Here is a 15,820-nt window from a genome sequence, read left to right as displayed (position 1 = left end):
TACTATTCATTATTTATTGTACCTGATAAAATTTACTTTACTCACACTTCAATTAGTCATAAAATAATATAATAAGGATATAATTTATCCATAAACTTAGGAGGTTTATATTATGAAAATCGATGTAGGTAATAAAGCCCCTGACTTTACATTAACCGGTTCTGATAAAAAAGAACATAAACTGAGCGATTATATAGGAAAAAAGGTTATACTATATTTTTACTCCAAGGACAATACCCCTGGATGCAGTAAGGAAGCTTGCTTGTTTAGGGACAACATTGATACATTAACTGAACTGAATGCCATAGTATTGGGTGTTAGCAGAGATTCTCTTGATTCTCATGACAAATTCATATATAAATTAAATATTCCGTTTATACTTCTTTCAGATCCCGATGAGAAAGTATGCAATCTATACGGCGTTATGAAAGAAAAAAACATGTTTGGGAAAAAGAAAATGGGCATAGAACGAAGCACATTTATAATTGATGAAAATGGTGTAGTGAAAAAAGTATACCGGAAGGTAAGAGTAGACGGGCATGTGGACAAGATCATAGAAGATATACAATAAATTATTTATCGTAACGGGAAAAGGGCGGGGAATAATTATCCGCCCTTCATCTTATATTAAATCTTGCCCTGCTGCCTTCAGGTCCTGGAATTATCTCGAGTTTGGCATCAATCCTCTCCTTTAATTCAGGTACGTGTGATATTATCCCAACAAGTCTTCCTCTGTTCTGCAGATCTACAAGGCACTTGATAGCCCCATCAAGTGATTCGGGGTCAAGGGTTCCAAAGCCTTCATCTACAAACATTGTATCAAGATTTATCCCTCCCGAATAACACTGGACGATATCTGCAAGTCCCAGGGAAAGTGAAAGGGCTGCTTTAAAGCTTTCACCTCCGGATAGTGTTTTGACATGGCGGCACTTCCCTGTATAATTGTCATATACCTGGAGATCGAGTCCGCTCTGAGCTCTTCCCTTTCCGCTTTCCCTTATCCTGTCAAGTTCATATCTTCCCTCACTCATCCTTATAAACCTTATATTGGCAGCTTCTATAATGCTGTCAAAGAACGCAGAAAGCACATATCTTTCAAAATTTATTCTGGCTGCATTTTTACCTTTTGAGACTTCAGCCAGTTCTCCTACTACTCCGTAACTTTTCTCTTTATCATTTATAATCCTAAAAAGATCCCAAAGACGACTTAAAATAGCTTTATTCATTTGCAGTTTTGTATTGACGGATGATCTATTTTCCTCCAGTTCAATTCTTTTACTTTTTATATTTTCATACTCCTCATTCAATTTGTCTACATCTGAAATTACAATACTCTTTATCTGATCACACAGCCTGCTGTATCTGTCCTCTGCAGATTTTAACTCCCTGTAAAATTCATTTATAGTTTTTTCAAGTTCACCTTCTTCAATGCTGGATATCTTTGAACTTTTATAATCGTCCATGTTTGAAAATCCAACACTTTTGAGTTTTTCCTTGAAAATCTTTTCTGCCTCTTCCAAACGCATTTTCAGATTACATATATCTTTTTCCATGGAATCTTTACTTGCACATAATCTTTCATACCTGGTTTTTGAATTCATGTAATTTTCCCTGGCGGTTTTGAGCGCTTTCGCTGCATCAATTTGAATTTTTTCAGTTTTTTCTATAGTATTTTCCAGTACTTTCTGTTCTCTCAAATTTTCGGGTATGTCAAGTGTCATCTGATTTAATATTCCCTTAACCTTTTCAACTTCTATAAACTCGCTTGAATATTCCTCGTTAACTTTATTAAATATTTCATCGGAAGTATTATATTCAGAAACTTTCTCCCTCAGGTTTTTCTTTTTATTTTCAATATATTTCCAGCTGTTTTCAGCTTCTGCTATTCCCTTTTTTAGTTTTTGCAATTCCAAATTAAGGCACTCCAATTTATTCTTTATAAATTCAGTCAATTTGTCTTTTTCTATATCAGCTATATTTTCACCGCTCAGTGCATTATAATCTTTTTTAATTCTGCGTATAATTTCACTTTTGCCTTGACCTTCTGCATCTACGTTCTGAAATTTTATTCTCGTTTTTTCATATATGTTTTCTGCTTTTTCCATACATTTTTTCTGGATTTCTATTTCAGCATCATCCACGCATCTGCCTTTTCCCCTTGCAATTGAAGGATGATGCAGTGAACCGCATACAGGACATGGTTCTCCTTCTTTAAGCGAAGCTGCAATGAATGCCGCCTGATTCTTTCTGAACAGGTCCTCCATGTGATCAAGCTTTTCTTTTTCCTTATCAACCAGAGCTCTGTTTTTATTCATCTCACTGTAATATAATTTGTAATCTTTTCTTATTTTCACTATGCTTATATTCTCTTTATCCAAATCCTGAATTATTGCATACAGTCTGGACAGTTTATCATATTTTGACTCAAGTACAAGCTTTTTTTCTTTGAAATCTACGGAATTATCTACTACCTCTCTCAGACTGTCTATTTCCTTCTTCAATTCTTCCATAAAAATCTTTTTATTTTCCCATTCTGATTTTACCTTTTGAAATTTATACCTGGCTGTATTTAAAATCTCCTTCTCTTCCTGTAGTTTTTTGGCTTTATCTCTGTAGCTTTTTAGTTCGGCAAGTTTTTCGGATAAGCCATTTCTATAGTCTTCCATTGATTCTTCATGCTTAAAAATACTTTCATCCTCTTTTAACCTGTTTTCTGCATCTTTTATGCTGAATTTATTTTTCTCCAGTTCTTTTTGCCTAACTTCGAGATCTTCTTTACGGGATACATAATTTTCCTCAAACATCCTTATTTTCAAAGCCACTTTTCCCATTGAAAGTCTCTTTTCTTTTAAAACTATGTCCTTGTTTCTATCCCTTAAAGACTTCAATACATTCTCAAGCTGTACTTTTTCATTTAACTTTTTATTGTTTTCCGTAGATTCATATATCTTTTTCTGTATATTCTCCATTTTAAAAGTAAATTTTGAGATTCTATTTTTTAATTCAGCATCTTCTGCAGTATCAAAATTTATTTTTTCCTTTAAAAGTTCCAGAATGGCAGTATAATTTTTATTTTCCGAATTTATTGCAGCATGAAGCCTACTATCCTCTTCGTACTGTATTTTATTTATATTTTCAAATACCTTCTGGTTCAATAGTTTTATATCATTATAAATGGCTGCTGCCATGTCTGACAATCTGGATTCAAATCTGCTGTATATTTCCGTATTGAATATTTTCCTCAATATTTTTTCCTTTTCCCTGCTGTCAGATACAAGAAGTTTTCTGAATTCACCCTGTGGAATCATCATTATCTGCCTGAACTGCTGATAATTTATACCCATTATATTTTCTATTTTTTCATTCACCGAACTTACTCCCGAAATTACGTCATAGTCCTCATCTCCCCGATACATCCTCATCTCCGCATCCGTTTTCTGCTCGGTAAATCCACTGCCCCTGGATTTGGGCTTCATCTGTTTTGGTATCCTCTTTATATAATATTTTCTGCCTCGAAGTTCAAAGTAAATCTCTACTGAAGTAATCAAATCGTCTTTTGCAAACTGACTTCTTAAACTTTCCCCATCTCTTCCGTCGCCGCTGGCTTCTCCATAGACTGCATAACTTATTCCATCAAAAATAGTTGTCTTCCCGGCTCCGGTTGGTCCGGTTATCAAAAAAATATTTTTATCACCAAGTTTTCTAAAATCTATCTCTTCCCTGCCCGCATAAGGTCCGAAAGCGGTCATTACAAGTTTAATCGGTCTCATAAATACCACCTTCCTCACTTTTTATATATTTCAGTACATCCAATATTACCTCTTTTTTTTCTCTTGTAAATTCTCTTCCCGTAATTCCCGTATAAAATTCATCAAACAATTTTAATATATCTTTTTTTGCGTAAACTTTATCAATATCGATACGATCATTTTTAAGGGAACTGCCAAAAGACTCCCTGGTCAATTTCAAAATATTAGGGTAAACCGACCTGAGTTTGCTCATCGGTTCTATAATCTGTTCTTCATCTGTGAGATTTACACATATATAGTCCTCCACATTTCCCTGTCTGTATATTTCAGGACTCAATATGTCCTTCAATTTTCCCTTTAAAACTCTCATATCCCTCCTTGGCTTCAGGCTTTTCTTTTCAACATGTATTTCACCGTCTTTATCCAGATTGACAATGCTTATGGATTTTTTCTGCCTTGCTTCAGAGAAAGAATATTTGAGCAGGGAACCTGAATATCTTATTTTATCGCTTCCTATTCTCTGTGGACCGTGAAGATGTCCAAGAGCTGTATAATTGAAATCTTCAAAAATATTGCGGTCTATATACTCTGTGCCTCCTATGGAAAGAGGTCTTTCAGAATCCGATACCTCTCCTCCAGAAATGAATCCGTGTGCCACCAGAATATTTCGCGAATTCCTATCCATGCTTTTTTTTATTGAATCGACTATGGCTTTCATTGCATCATTGTGGTTATGTATATTTTCATCATGCATGATGTTTCTTACTTCTGCAGGATCTGCATATGGAACTGCATAAAAATTGACACAGCCATATTCATCCTCTATCCTGACAGGTTCTATAGTACTGCCAAGTTTTCCATATATATATAGTCCGTTTGCCTTGAGTATCCTGTTTGCAAATTCAATTCTTTCGCCGCTGTCATGATTACCTGCTATGGCAATGATGGGAATATGCAGTTCCATAAGTATTTTTGTAAATACTCTATCCAACAAATCAACCGCCTCTACCGGAGGTACGGATCTATCATACAGATCTCCGGAGATTACTATTACATTGGGTTTTTCTGTGGAAACAAAACTTACAAATTCATTCAATATATACTCCTGATCCTCTGTCATGTGAACCTGATTTACAATCTTGCCTATATGCCAATCCGCCGTATGCACTATTTTCATATATTCCACCTCCCTATCTGATTTGAAACAGCCCACCACTTTATATTAAAATGATGGGCTATTTTTATAACAGTTCGTCAATAGTTCCTCCACCAATCATTATATTTTCCTGATAAAATACAGCCGATTGGCCTTTTGTTATTGCTCTCTGAGGTTCCTTGAATTTTACTTTTACAAGTCCTTCTCCATAAGGACTTATTACAGCTTCTCCTGGTTTTGCAGAATATCTTATCTTGCATTGTACATCCAAATTCGAGTCCAAAGTTTCAAAAAGCATAAAGTTGACATCTTTTATTATAAATTCCTTCTTCATCAAATCACTTTCATTCCCAAGTACTATCCTATTTTGAGAAGGATCTATGTCAATTACATACATTGGAATTCCAAATGAAATTCCAAGTCCCTTTCTCTGACCCACAGTATAATAAACTATACCCTTGTGTCTTCCAAGAATATTGCCTTCTTTATCCACAAAGTTTCCTTTTCTTATTCCGCCGTTCAACTGCCTGCTTATATAGGAACCGTGGTCATTGTCCGGTATAAAACAGATCTCCTCGCTGTCTCTTTTATCATGAACACCAAGTCCTATTTTTCTGGCGATCTCCCTTATTTCAGTTTTTTTGTATTCCCCACAGGGCATCAGCGTATGTGCCAGCTGAAATTGAGTCAAACTATAAAGTGCATAAGTCTGGTCCTTTCTGTCATCCTGTGATTTTATCAGGACATATCTGTCATTCATCTTATCTACAGTTGCATAATGTCCTGTAGCTACATAATCCGCCCCAAGTTGAGCAGCTCTCTTTAAAAGCTCATCAAATTTCAGAAACTTGTTACAGGCAATACATGGATTTGGAGTTCTCCCTTTCATATATTCCCTTATAAAATAATCTATGACGTTTTTTTTGAATTCATTTCTGAAGTTCATCACATAGTAGGGTATGCCTAGCTTGTATGCCACCATTCTGGCGTCATCCACGGCACTGAGCGAACAGCAGCCGCTTTCCATGCCTTCATAGTATTCATCCTCCTGCCATACCTGCATTGTTATACCTATTACATCATATCCCTGTTTTTTAAGAAGATAGGCGGCAACAGAACTGTCTACACCACCGCTCATACCTACTACTACTCTTTTTTTCATCCTATCACCCGTTTATCTTCGTTGTAATTTTCTTAATTTTGCTTATTCCGTCTCAATCTTTCAATGGAATCAGTTATTTTATCAACTACAAAATCAATTTCATCTTCCGTAGTACCTGCTCCAAGTGTAAGTCTTATGGAACTTTTTGCAGCTTCCCTGTCTATACCCATTGCCGTGAGTACATGAGAAGGTTCAATTGCACCTGCTGAGCAGGCGCTTCCACTGGAAGCACATATTCCAATATCGTCGAGTACGACAAGAAGTATCTCACTGTCTATTTCACTGAATGATATATTTACATTTCCTGGAAGCCTGTGATCTTGAGGACCATTCAGTTTAGTACCTGGAATTTTCAAGAGGCCATGAATCAACTTGTCTCTAAGTCCTGTAAGTCTTTCTGTCTCCTCTTTCATACTTTTTGAGGCAAGCTCTATTGCACAGCCCATTCCAACTATACCCGGAACATTTTCCGTACCTGCCCTTTTTCCTCGCTCCTGTCCGCCTCCATGAATCAAATTATCTATATTGACTCCTTTTTTTACATAAAGGGCTCCCATTCCCTTTGGACCATAGAATTTATGGGATGACATTGATAGAAGATCTATATTCATGGCTCTTACATCAATAGGCACATGTGTAATTGCCTGAACTGCATCTGTATGAAATAATATATTCCTGTCCTTTAAAATGTTTCCTATTTCGGATATGGGCTCGATAGTACCCACTTCGTTGTTGGCAAACATTACTGAAACAAGTATGGTGTCATCTCTTATTTCCCTTTTAAGTTCATCTACATTCACAAACCCGTCTTTGTCTACTGAAAGATAGGTTATATCAAATCCCTGTTTTTCAAGATAACTGCAGGTATTTAAAATAGCATGATGTTCTATACTTGTAGTAATTATATGTCTGCCTCTGTCCCTGTTTGCAAATGCTGCACCTTTAAGAGCCCAGTTGTCTGATTCCGAGCCTCCATTTGTAAAAAATATTTCATCTCTTCCTGAGTTTATTACATCTGCTATCTTTTGTCTACTCCTGTTTATCTCGACTTTGTTTCTTGTCGATATATGATAAAGTGATGATGGATTTCCAAAATATTTATTGAAATACGGACTCATGGCCTTCAAAACTTCTGGTTTTACAAAAGTTGTAGCAGCATAATCCATATAAACTTCTCTTTCCATAGCTATCTCTCCCGTAAATAAATTAGTAAATACCACTTTTGAATTCAGAGTAATTTACTATGAATTCATCGTAATATAATTTATTTTATTTTTAAATACACATTTTGTCAACCTATTTAAGAAACTATTACCAAGGTATTCTATATTATTATACTCTGATCATATTAAAAATGTTATGTAATTATTGCCTGATCCGCCTTTTCTGTATAAGAAGTATTTAACAGAAAAGAACTTCCGGCTCGGAAGTTCTTTTCTTGCTACTGTACTTTTTGAACAATCTTCTTCTCAACGAGATTGTAGTAATACACGAGTAGGCAAACGATATAGGAGTCTATAAGTGTTATAAAAATAGTCTGGAACATTCTTGGAATCCAGAGTACCATAAATCCTTTTGTCATGAGGGCGGGTGTAAATATCAGAAGTATATATGTATTTAGGGTAGATACTATTACTCCGGATATGCCGAGCACTATGACGAATTTAAAATATCTTCCATTTATATATTTATAGGATATTCCACCTTTTTTATTCAAAGTATTGATTACAAAAAACAGTAAAAGTCCTATGGATGCTGCAATGATAAAACCAACGCCGAAATATTGTGCCCTCTTTCCCGTCATCATAAGTAACTTTCCCCATAAAGTATCAGGTATAAATTCTATTGACAGAAAATTTATCACCCCTACAAGAAACATAACTATAAAAAATATTCTGTAAAATTTTTTTACTTTATTTACATCTGAGTTTTTTATAAGTTTCCATAAAAGAGCCGGCAAGGCACCTGCAACTATGTTGGTTATGGTCAAAAGTGGAATATATCCACCCATAGGTGCCATAATATATCCAAGTACATCAACAAGTCCGCCTGCAATCCCTCCATATAAAGGACCGAATAAAAAGCCGGGAAGTACGTAGAATATAGCAGCAAAACTTATCCTCATGGTAAGTATGCCGCCTGCCGCTATATTTATAGAAAAATTTCTTATAACGAGTGCAACAGCTACAAACAATGCAGTAGTAACAACAGATTTTGTATTCATTTTGTTTTCCATGCTTTTCCTCCATATTTTAAAAATATCATTTTCACAACAGCATTAATTATTTGATGACAGCACAAAAACACCTCTTTTCTCTTTAATGTAGTCACACTAAAGAGAAAACAGACAATAAATACAATATCCCTTTAATGTAACAGCGGAAGCAATATTATATCGTAAGCTCCAAAGAAATTTGGGCTTTTCGTTTAGAGACAACTTCCCATCCTCTAACACTTTACGCATAATATTTACTCTGCTACTTTTTATATGAACCATTATAATATCATATTATATATAAAACAAGCCTATAGAGTATATTTTTTAATTTGCTCCTCTCGAAAGTGCAGTAAGTCCTGTTCGTATGCTTTCTTTAATCCCATAGGGTTTCATTAATTCTATAAATGCAGAAACCTTTTCCTCACTTCCCGTTATTTCGATTGTAATACTCTTTTCATTCATATCCACTATGTTGCCCCTGAACGTATTTGCTATCTGTATTATAAGCAATTTATTATCTGAATCTGCAGATACCTTCACAAGTGACAGCTCCCTGTGAACTGTCTTTGAAAAATTGGTTAAATCCACTACTTTTATAACTTCAATCAATTTATTCAGCTGCTTGTTTATCTGCTCAAACATATAATCATCCCCGACAGATACAATTGTCATTCTTGATATTTGAGGATCTTCAGTAATTCCAACCGTAAGACTGTGAATATTGTATCCTCTCCTGCTGAATAATCCTGCAACCTTGCTTAGAACCCCGGAATGATTTTCAACCAATACTGATAGTACATATTTCTTTATATTAAACACCACCCTTAAAAAGTCTTCTCGTGAGGATCTACAATACACTCTATCAAAAAGGCACCTCTTGAAGCCATTGAACATTTAAGAGCTTCATTGAATTCAATATCATTTTTAGCACATACTGCTCTTATTCCATAAGCCCCCGCCAATTTAAGAAAATCAGGATTGAATTTGAAATTCACTCCAAACTCAGATAAAAAATTCTTATCCTGTATCTGCCTTACCATGCCAAGTCCGGAATTATTGAACAAAATTATAGTAATGTCTATATTATATTCAGAAATCGTAGCCATTTCAAAAAAACTCATCTGGAAGCCTCCATCACCCATAAAGGCTATGACCTTCTTTTCAGGACATCCAATCTTGGCTCCTATTGCCGCAGGCAGTGAATACCCCATGGTACCCAGGCCTCCTGAAGTCAAAAATTTTCTATTCCCTACTATTTTAAAATTATGCGCACACCATATTTGATTCTGCCCCACATCTGCAGTAATGATACTATCTTCATCCAGCATTTCAGATACAATATTTAGTACATATCCGGGATTTATTTTGTTTCTCGATCCAGGTGATGCATTTTTTTCTTCTTTATAACGATTTATTTCCTCAAGCCATTCTCCTGTATCCAAATCATGTAGTTCCGCTATTAATTGCAATATAATATTTTTTAGATCTCCGACTACAGGAATATTTGTCCTCAGGTTTTTGCCTATTTCAGCCGGATCAATATCTATATGAATTACATCTGCATTTTCCGCAAAATTCTTCAATCCACAGGTAGTCCTATCTGTGGCCCTTGCACCTAGGAGTATCAGTACATCTGCATTTTCTACAGCTTTGTTGGCATAGTCAAATCCGTGAGTTCCTATTAATCCAACATGATATTTGCTTGTTTCATTTATACTTCCTTTCCCCATAAGCGTATTTACAACAGGTATATGGGAAATTTCCACAAACCGTCTGAACTCTGTTTCCGCATGGGCAAGTATAATACCTCCTCCTGCACATATCAGCGGTCTTCTACTGTTTTTTATTTTATCCACTATTTTTATTATTTGTCCAATATGGCCTTTTGTAGTAGGTTTATATCCTCTTATATTGACTTCTTCTGGATACTCAAAGTCAATATCATCATCCATTACATCCACAGGTATATCCACTAGAACCGGTCCCTTTCTACCAGTTCCTGCTATATAAAAAGCTTCCTTTATAGTCTTTGGTATAAATTTTGAATCTTTTACAAGAAAATTATACTTTGTGAATGACTCTGTAGCACCTGTAATATCCAATTCCTGAAATACATCTCTTCCGATTAAATTGGATTTGACCTGTCCTGTGATTATAACCATGGGAATGGAATCCATATATGCAGCCGCAATAGCAGTAATCAAGTTGGTTGCACCCGGACCTGAAGTGACAATACAGACTCCGATTTTTCCAGTAGCCCTGGCATATCCGCTGGCACAATGTCCGGCAGCCTGTTCCTGCCTTACAAGTATATGCTCAATGTCAGATTTTCTCAAAGCTTCATATATAGGAACTACTGCAGCACCGGGATATCCAAATACTGTTCTTACATTCTCTTTTCTTAAACATTGGATAACTGCTTCAGCAGCTTTCATATCTATCTCTCCTTAATAAAGAATAGTTTAAATAATATAAAAACAGACCTCTCATGGGGCGAGAAGTCTGTTCGCGGTACCACCCAAATTTATTACTCAATTCAATAACGATTTGCATCGGCACAGCCTACTTTAAATAATTTCAGCCTGCAGCTCAAGGATGAGTTTCAGTAAACAATATCTATGGGTTCCCACCATTTCCCACTCGCTTTAAGATATTACAAATACTTATTTATTCCTGTCACAGCTTTTATATATTAAAAATATATCCATATTTGCATTATCAAATTTCTATAACACTAAATCAATAAAGTTAATTTTCAAAATGTTAAAATTATTGTAAATATTTTATACACTAAATATCCAATAAATTTTAAAAGCAATTCAAAATCAGCATAAAAAAACAGCCTTGCTCATGAGGCGAGAAGTCTGTTCGCGGTACCACCCAAATTTATTACTCAATTCAATAACGATTTGCATCGGCACAGCTTACTTTAAATAATTTCAGCCTGCAGCTCAAGGGTGAGTTTCAATATAAGATACTTACGGGCTTACACCATCTCCCATTCGCTTAAAAATAACTTTATATTTAATATTCCCTGTCACAGCTTTTACTATTAGATTTGAACTAAGTATAATACAAATTGGATTTCATGTCAATAGGCAAAAAATTAATGGGAATAGAAAACCCATTCCCATTTTTAATATTAATTAATTTGATACAAGATTATAGTTATCTTGCATCATGTGGTTTGAATGTTGTACAACATGTATCATCACTGGTATTGGCGTTCTTGCCGTGCATGGCATTAACTTCCAAGTCATTGGCATTACAATGACTGTTTTTCCAATAATGACATGAATCAACTCCACATTTAACTTGCATTTTAGGTGCATCCATAATATAAAATCCCCTTTCATTTATCATTTACACCAATTAGTATTGATCAAAAAGTAAATAATATTCGGGGTAATTATATACAATTACTTGGAACAAAAGTTCTTATCAATACACAGATTTTATGCTATAATTTATATAAAAAAAGAGGAGTATGTTTCATGAAAAGGACGATTTTTCTTTTAGATATGGATGCCTTTTTTATAAGCTGCGAGTCAACACGACATCCTGAAATTTCAGGTATACCGGCAGCAGTAGCCGGTGATCCTCGAAAACGCTGTGGAATAATACTTACAGCAAATTATGAAGCACGAAAATTCGGAATAAAAACTGCAATGACCCTGAACAATGCCTTAAAACTTTGTCCGGATCTTGCAGTTATTGCTCCGGATCACAATTTTTACAGATTTAAGTCCAATGAAGTTATTGATATACTTTTCTCTTATACTCCGACAATCGAACAGAACAGCATTGACGAAGCCTGGCTTGATATGACGGGCTGCGAAAGAATATTTGGAAACCCAAGAAAATGTGCGGAAGATATTATGAAGCAAATTGGAAAAGAACTCGGACTAAGCTGCTCCATAGGTATATCCGAGAATAAATTTCTCTCAAAGATGGCTTCTGAAATAAAAAAGCCTTCAAGTATTACAGAACTCTGGAGAAAAGATATTGAAAAAAAGCTGTGGAATCTTCCGGTTGAATCCATGTACGGTATTGGAAAACATACTGCAGAAAAACTTAGAAACATGAAAATCAATACCATAGGTGAAATTGCAAATTACAACAAAAACATCCTTATTAAAAAATTGGGGAAATCAGGTTCGGAAATTTATGAACTGGCAAACGGCATAGATGATTCACCTGTAAAACCCCATTCACATGATGATATAAAATCCATAGGTAAATCCGTGACACTTTCAAAAGACATCTGTAATATTGATCAGGCAAAACGCATTTTAATGCAGCTCTCCGACAAAGTTGGAATGGCAGCCAGAAAACAGAATAAAAAAGGACGTATAGTTACTATCAGCATAAAATATAATAATTTTAAAACCATTACCCGCCGGACTACAATAAAGGAAACCTTTCTTGTAAAAGAAATTTATTCTGCAGGGGTTGGACTGCTTGAAAAAAACTGGAATTCTCAAATGCCTGTACGCCTTCTTGGAGTAACTCTCAGCGGTTTTATAAATAATCATGAAGGCAAGCAGATATCGATATTTGATATTTCAAAAACGAGAAACATGGAAACTTCCAGAAACAAATATGACAAGATAGAAGCAGTAATAGAATATATACGTAGAAAATATGGCTATTCAATAATAAACCGTGCAGTATTACTGAATAAAAAAAATAAAAGATAAATTTCTATCTGTCACTCAGACCTTCTACTAAAAGTATTATTCCTATAATCAGGTGGGATATCCAGCCCAAGAACGGTATCCAGGCAATTGCATTTCCTACAGCACCAAATACATGACCTATTATGCTCTTGTACTCTCTGCTTGCAATAAATATGCCAACAATATGCATTACAAACAGTACCATTAGAGGTATCCATCCATGTACTATTACAAAAATGCCTCCCAGAAATGGTATTCCCAAAAATAATTCTGCTATTGCTATAGCAATTTTATAAGTTCGCGATGTAATATCCATAATGACATCTCTCCTTCCTATGCCTATTATATCTTATTTAAATATTTCATAACAACAGGCGTTTTAATATTCAAAAAAATATTATTAATTATTCCAGCTGTTCCTCCAGTTACCTCGAATAATTTATCCTATAATACAAATACTTTAATTGTAAGAAGTAAATGATACTATAAAAAGGGGTGACTATTATGTCATATAACAAATTAGTAGTTCCTGAGGCAAAACAGAGATTAAATCAATTCAAAATGGAATCAGCTGCAGAAGTTGGAGTAAATTTGAAACAGGGCTACAATGGTGATCTGACATCAAGAGAAGCAGGCTCCATAGGCGGAAACATGGTCAAAAAAATGGTTCAGGCTTATGAGCAGGGACTTAAATAGCAACTAGGGCAGAAAAAAACATGGTTTATAGCAGTTGTTATACTGTTATAAACCATGTTTTATTTACATATTTTCCTCCAAATATCCTTGAAAATGGCTATATCTTATTGACTTTATATCTATTTAGTATTATATTTTATGTAACAAAATATAGGAGAAAACTTTTAATTATGAAAATTTTAATTGTAGATGATTCAATTTTTTCCCAAAAGATAATTTCCAATCTGATGAAAAAATTTATGGACAATCTTGAACTATTTTTTGCAGGTGATGGTATTAAAGGATTAAAATTATATAAAGATATTATGCCCGATTATGTATTTTTGGATTTGTTAATGCCTAAACTAAATGGTAAAGAATTGATAAAACTAATAAAAGAGCACGACAGTAGTGCAAATATATTTGTAATTTCTGCAGATGTACAAAAAAACATAAAGGAAGAAATAGAAAATTACAATATATTATCATTTATCAACAAACCATTTAATGAAGAAAAAGCAAAGGAAATATGTCGGATTATAAATAATAAGGAATGATAAAATGGATAATGGGTATCTGAGATATGATATATTAAAGGAATTGTTCAATATAAGTGTTGGCAAAGCAGCCAGTATGCTCTCTGAAATAACAGATAAGAAAATTTTATTAAATGTTCCCAATTTTAAAATTACTGATTTAGAAAATGAAGGATTGGGACTAGATGAATATCATAAAAATTTATTCGATGGGACATTGATGATATCCTCTATTTCATTTGAAAAAAAACTTAGCGGAACAGCAAATTTAATTTTTCCAGCAAAAAAAATGAAAAAATTCATAAGCATTTGCTACAATCAATATGAGGATAATACATGTTTTAATATGGATTTTACAACTATAGATTTTGACATTATCAAAGAAATAGGAAACATACTTCTTAATTCCATCATTGGTGAATTCAGCAACTATCTGGATATAGATTTAAATTATTCCCTCCCAGAAGTAAAAGTATTTACAAAAATAGATTTCACCAGAGACATAGTGCATAATCATCCAAATATATTGATACTGTATATAACCTTTACAATAGATGATACGGAAATAGATGGTGCTGTAATAATAGACATGACAATAAATTCTTTGAATGAAATTTTCAACAAAATAGATAGTATAGAGGATAAAATCTATGAATAGAATTACATATGATATTTTAAACAATATCAGTGAGGGAGTAGTATTGTTGAATGAAAAACTAAACGTTTGTGTCTGGAACAGCTACATGGAACATCTGACAAATATAAAATTTACGAATGCTATAAACCGCAATATTTACGAATTATTTTTAGGTTTAAATAAAAGTTATTTTAAAAAAGCTATATCTGACGTAATGGACAAGGATTTTAAAATGTTTTTTTCATCTGCAATGCATGGCAGATTTATAAACGGCAAAAAAGACTTGAACTTGAAAATTGTGAGATTTAAAAATGAAAAATCCAAATTTGTGCTTCTTGAGTTTATCGACGTCACAAATCAGTTTATGCAAATAACAAAATTAAAAAACTATGTCAGTGAATTGTATAAGCTCAACAAAGAACTGGAAGAAAAGGAAAAGCTTATAAGAAATATGGCCTATCATGACAGATTAACCGGTGTGGCAAACAGGGTGTTGTTTTATGAATTCGCGGAGGTATTCCTGAATACAGCCAAGAGAACCAATACTTTATTAGGTTTAATGTTCATAGATATAGATAAATTCAAAATGATAAATGATACTTACGGGCATAAGGCGGGAGATAAAGTCCTAATAAAGGTGGCAAATATGTTGACAGAATCCACAAGGAAAAATGATGTAGTTGCACGATATGGTGGAGACGAATTTCTAATATTGCTGCCTTATTTAAAGGATTTAAATGACTATAAGACCATCTCTTCTAGAATTATAGATAACAAAAATAGAAATTGCATTATAGATTATAACAGCAATAAGATTTCCATATCCATGAGTATTGGTGTTAGTTTTTATCCTAAAGACGGGCAAACTATAGATGAATTAATAATAAAAGCTGACAAGGCAATGTATATTGCAAAAAAACATTCTGGAAACGACAATTGCATATGTATCAATTCATAATATATTTATAATTTTTTTCTGAAATCATTTACATTTTTATTTTATTTTAG

15 protein-coding genes, 1 riboswitch and 2 other annotated features are annotated in these 15,820 nt (G+C 34.0%); of the genes, 6 read left to right on the top strand and 9 right to left on the bottom strand.

The window, feature by feature from the left end; all coding sequences use genetic code 11:
- Positions 1-112 precede the first annotated feature (112 nt).
- On the top strand, positions 113-571 hold the full coding sequence (locus LKE46_RS05960; protein ID WP_291719346.1) for a peroxiredoxin: 459 nt from the start codon (positions 113-115) through the stop codon (positions 569-571).
- Between the two features lie 46 nt (positions 572-617).
- On the opposite strand, the gene LKE46_RS05955 is transcribed toward LKE46_RS05960, so the two are convergent.
- From LKE46_RS05955 to LKE46_RS05920, 8 genes are all read right to left on the bottom strand, one after another.
- Positions 618-3,770, bottom strand: a complete 3,153-nt coding sequence (locus tag LKE46_RS05955) for an SbcC/MukB-like Walker B domain-containing protein (RefSeq protein ID WP_291719344.1) — start codon at positions 3,768-3,770, stop codon at positions 618-620.
- On the bottom strand, positions 3,757-4,926 hold the full coding sequence (locus tag LKE46_RS05950; protein ID WP_291719342.1) for an exonuclease SbcCD subunit D: 1,170 nt from the start codon (positions 4,924-4,926) through the stop codon (positions 3,757-3,759). Before LKE46_RS05950 ends, LKE46_RS05955 begins: the two co-directional genes overlap by 14 nt.
- 64 nt (positions 4,927-4,990) lie before the next feature.
- Positions 4,991-6,067, bottom strand: a complete 1,077-nt coding sequence (gene mnmA, locus LKE46_RS05945) for a tRNA 2-thiouridine(34) synthase MnmA (protein ID WP_291719340.1) — start codon at positions 6,065-6,067, stop codon at positions 4,991-4,993.
- A gap of 32 nt (positions 6,068-6,099) precedes the next feature.
- Positions 6,100-7,251 (bottom strand): cysteine desulfurase NifS, encoded by a 1,152-nt coding sequence (nifS, locus tag LKE46_RS05940; protein WP_291719338.1) that lies wholly within the window; start codon positions 7,249-7,251, stop codon positions 6,100-6,102.
- A gap of 257 nt (positions 7,252-7,508) precedes the next feature.
- On the bottom strand, positions 7,509-8,303 hold the full coding sequence (locus LKE46_RS05935) for a folate family ECF transporter S component (protein WP_291719336.1): 795 nt from the start codon (positions 8,301-8,303) through the stop codon (positions 7,509-7,511).
- Positions 8,304-8,441: 138 nt separating this feature from the next.
- A riboswitch (THF riboswitch) is annotated at positions 8,442-8,546 on the bottom strand.
- Between the two features lie 63 nt (positions 8,547-8,609).
- Positions 8,610-9,095 (bottom strand): acetolactate synthase small subunit, encoded by a 486-nt coding sequence (gene ilvN / locus LKE46_RS05930; protein WP_291725583.1) that lies wholly within the window; start codon positions 9,093-9,095, stop codon positions 8,610-8,612.
- A gap of 14 nt (positions 9,096-9,109) precedes the next feature.
- A complete protein-coding gene (gene ilvB, locus LKE46_RS05925) occupies positions 9,110-10,720 on the bottom strand; it encodes a biosynthetic-type acetolactate synthase large subunit (protein WP_291719334.1) in 1,611 nt (536 codons plus the stop codon).
- 51 nt (positions 10,721-10,771) lie between these two features.
- Positions 10,772-10,974: a binding site (T-box leader), on the bottom strand.
- Positions 10,975-11,133: 159 nt separating this feature from the next.
- Positions 11,134-11,335, bottom strand: a binding site (T-box leader).
- A gap of 118 nt (positions 11,336-11,453) precedes the next feature.
- Positions 11,454-11,621 (bottom strand): DUF1540 domain-containing protein, encoded by a 168-nt coding sequence (locus tag LKE46_RS05920; protein ID WP_291719332.1) that lies wholly within the window; start codon positions 11,619-11,621, stop codon positions 11,454-11,456.
- Between the two features lie 158 nt (positions 11,622-11,779).
- Here LKE46_RS05920 and dinB point away from each other — a divergent pair, with 158 nt between their 5' ends.
- Entirely contained in the window at positions 11,780-12,985 is a 1,206-nt protein-coding gene (gene dinB / locus LKE46_RS05915) for a DNA polymerase IV (RefSeq protein ID WP_291719329.1), read from the top strand.
- 4 nt (positions 12,986-12,989) lie between these two features.
- Here the strand turns inward: dinB and LKE46_RS05910 are convergent, their stop codons facing one another.
- A complete protein-coding gene (locus tag LKE46_RS05910) occupies positions 12,990-13,280 on the bottom strand; it encodes a hypothetical protein (protein WP_291719327.1) in 291 nt (96 codons plus the stop codon).
- A gap of 188 nt (positions 13,281-13,468) precedes the next feature.
- Here LKE46_RS05910 and LKE46_RS05905 point away from each other — a divergent pair, with 188 nt between their 5' ends.
- The 4 genes from LKE46_RS05905 to LKE46_RS05890 all read left to right on the top strand — a co-directional run bounded on the left by LKE46_RS05905 (position 13,469) and on the right by LKE46_RS05890 (position 15,770).
- Positions 13,469-13,660, top strand: a complete 192-nt coding sequence (locus tag LKE46_RS05905) for an alpha/beta-type small acid-soluble spore protein (RefSeq protein WP_291719325.1) — start codon at positions 13,469-13,471, stop codon at positions 13,658-13,660.
- Positions 13,661-13,830: 170 nt separating this feature from the next.
- On the top strand, positions 13,831-14,196 hold the full coding sequence (locus LKE46_RS05900; protein ID WP_291719323.1) for a response regulator: 366 nt from the start codon (positions 13,831-13,833) through the stop codon (positions 14,194-14,196).
- Positions 14,197-14,200: 4 nt separating this feature from the next.
- The gene (locus LKE46_RS05895) at positions 14,201-14,833 is read left to right on the top strand and encodes a chemotaxis protein CheC (RefSeq protein ID WP_291719321.1); all 633 of its coding nucleotides are present in this window, start codon (positions 14,201-14,203) and stop codon (positions 14,831-14,833) included.
- A complete protein-coding gene (locus tag LKE46_RS05890) occupies positions 14,826-15,770 on the top strand; it encodes a sensor domain-containing diguanylate cyclase (protein WP_291719320.1) in 945 nt (314 codons plus the stop codon). Before LKE46_RS05895 ends, LKE46_RS05890 begins: the two co-directional genes overlap by 8 nt.
- Positions 15,771-15,820 lie beyond the last annotated feature (50 nt).

Source organism: Clostridium sp. (genome assembly GCF_022482905.1).
In the GTDB taxonomy this organism is placed as follows: domain Bacteria; phylum Bacillota; class Clostridia; order Clostridiales; family Clostridiaceae; genus Clostridium_B.
This window is presented reverse-complemented; position numbering and strand designations above follow the sequence as displayed.

Excerpts from the sequence above, each read along its gene's own strand:
- LKE46_RS05960 (WP_291719346.1), top strand. The coding sequence starts at position 113 with ATGAAAATCGATGTAGGTAATAAAGCCCCTGACTTTACATTAACCGGT.
- LKE46_RS05955 (WP_291719344.1), bottom strand. The coding sequence starts at position 3,770 with ATGAGACCGATTAAACTTGTAATGACCGCTTTCGGACCTTATGCGGGC.
- LKE46_RS05950 (WP_291719342.1), bottom strand. The coding sequence starts at position 4,926 with ATGAAAATAGTGCATACGGCGGATTGGCATATAGGCAAGATTGTAAAT.
- mnmA (WP_291719340.1), bottom strand. The coding sequence starts at position 6,067 with ATGAAAAAAAGAGTAGTAGTAGGTATGAGCGGTGGTGTAGACAGTTCT.
- nifS (WP_291719338.1), bottom strand. The coding sequence starts at position 7,251 with ATGGAAAGAGAAGTTTATATGGATTATGCTGCTACAACTTTTGTAAAA.
- LKE46_RS05935 (WP_291719336.1), bottom strand. The coding sequence starts at position 8,303 with ATGGAAAACAAAATGAATACAAAATCTGTTGTTACTACTGCATTGTTT.
- ilvB (WP_291719334.1), bottom strand. The coding sequence starts at position 10,720 with ATGAAAGCTGCTGAAGCAGTTATCCAATGTTTAAGAAAAGAGAATGTA.
- LKE46_RS05920 (WP_291719332.1), bottom strand. The coding sequence starts at position 11,621 with ATGGATGCACCTAAAATGCAAGTTAAATGTGGAGTTGATTCATGTCAT.
- dinB (WP_291719329.1), top strand. The coding sequence starts at position 11,780 with ATGAAAAGGACGATTTTTCTTTTAGATATGGATGCCTTTTTTATAAGC.
- LKE46_RS05910 (WP_291719327.1), bottom strand. The coding sequence starts at position 13,280 with ATGGATATTACATCGCGAACTTATAAAATTGCTATAGCAATAGCAGAA.
- LKE46_RS05905 (WP_291719325.1), top strand. The coding sequence starts at position 13,469 with ATGTCATATAACAAATTAGTAGTTCCTGAGGCAAAACAGAGATTAAAT.
- LKE46_RS05900 (WP_291719323.1), top strand. The coding sequence starts at position 13,831 with ATGAAAATTTTAATTGTAGATGATTCAATTTTTTCCCAAAAGATAATT.
- LKE46_RS05895 (WP_291719321.1), top strand. The coding sequence starts at position 14,201 with ATGGATAATGGGTATCTGAGATATGATATATTAAAGGAATTGTTCAAT.
- LKE46_RS05890 (WP_291719320.1), top strand. The coding sequence starts at position 14,826 with ATGAATAGAATTACATATGATATTTTAAACAATATCAGTGAGGGAGTA.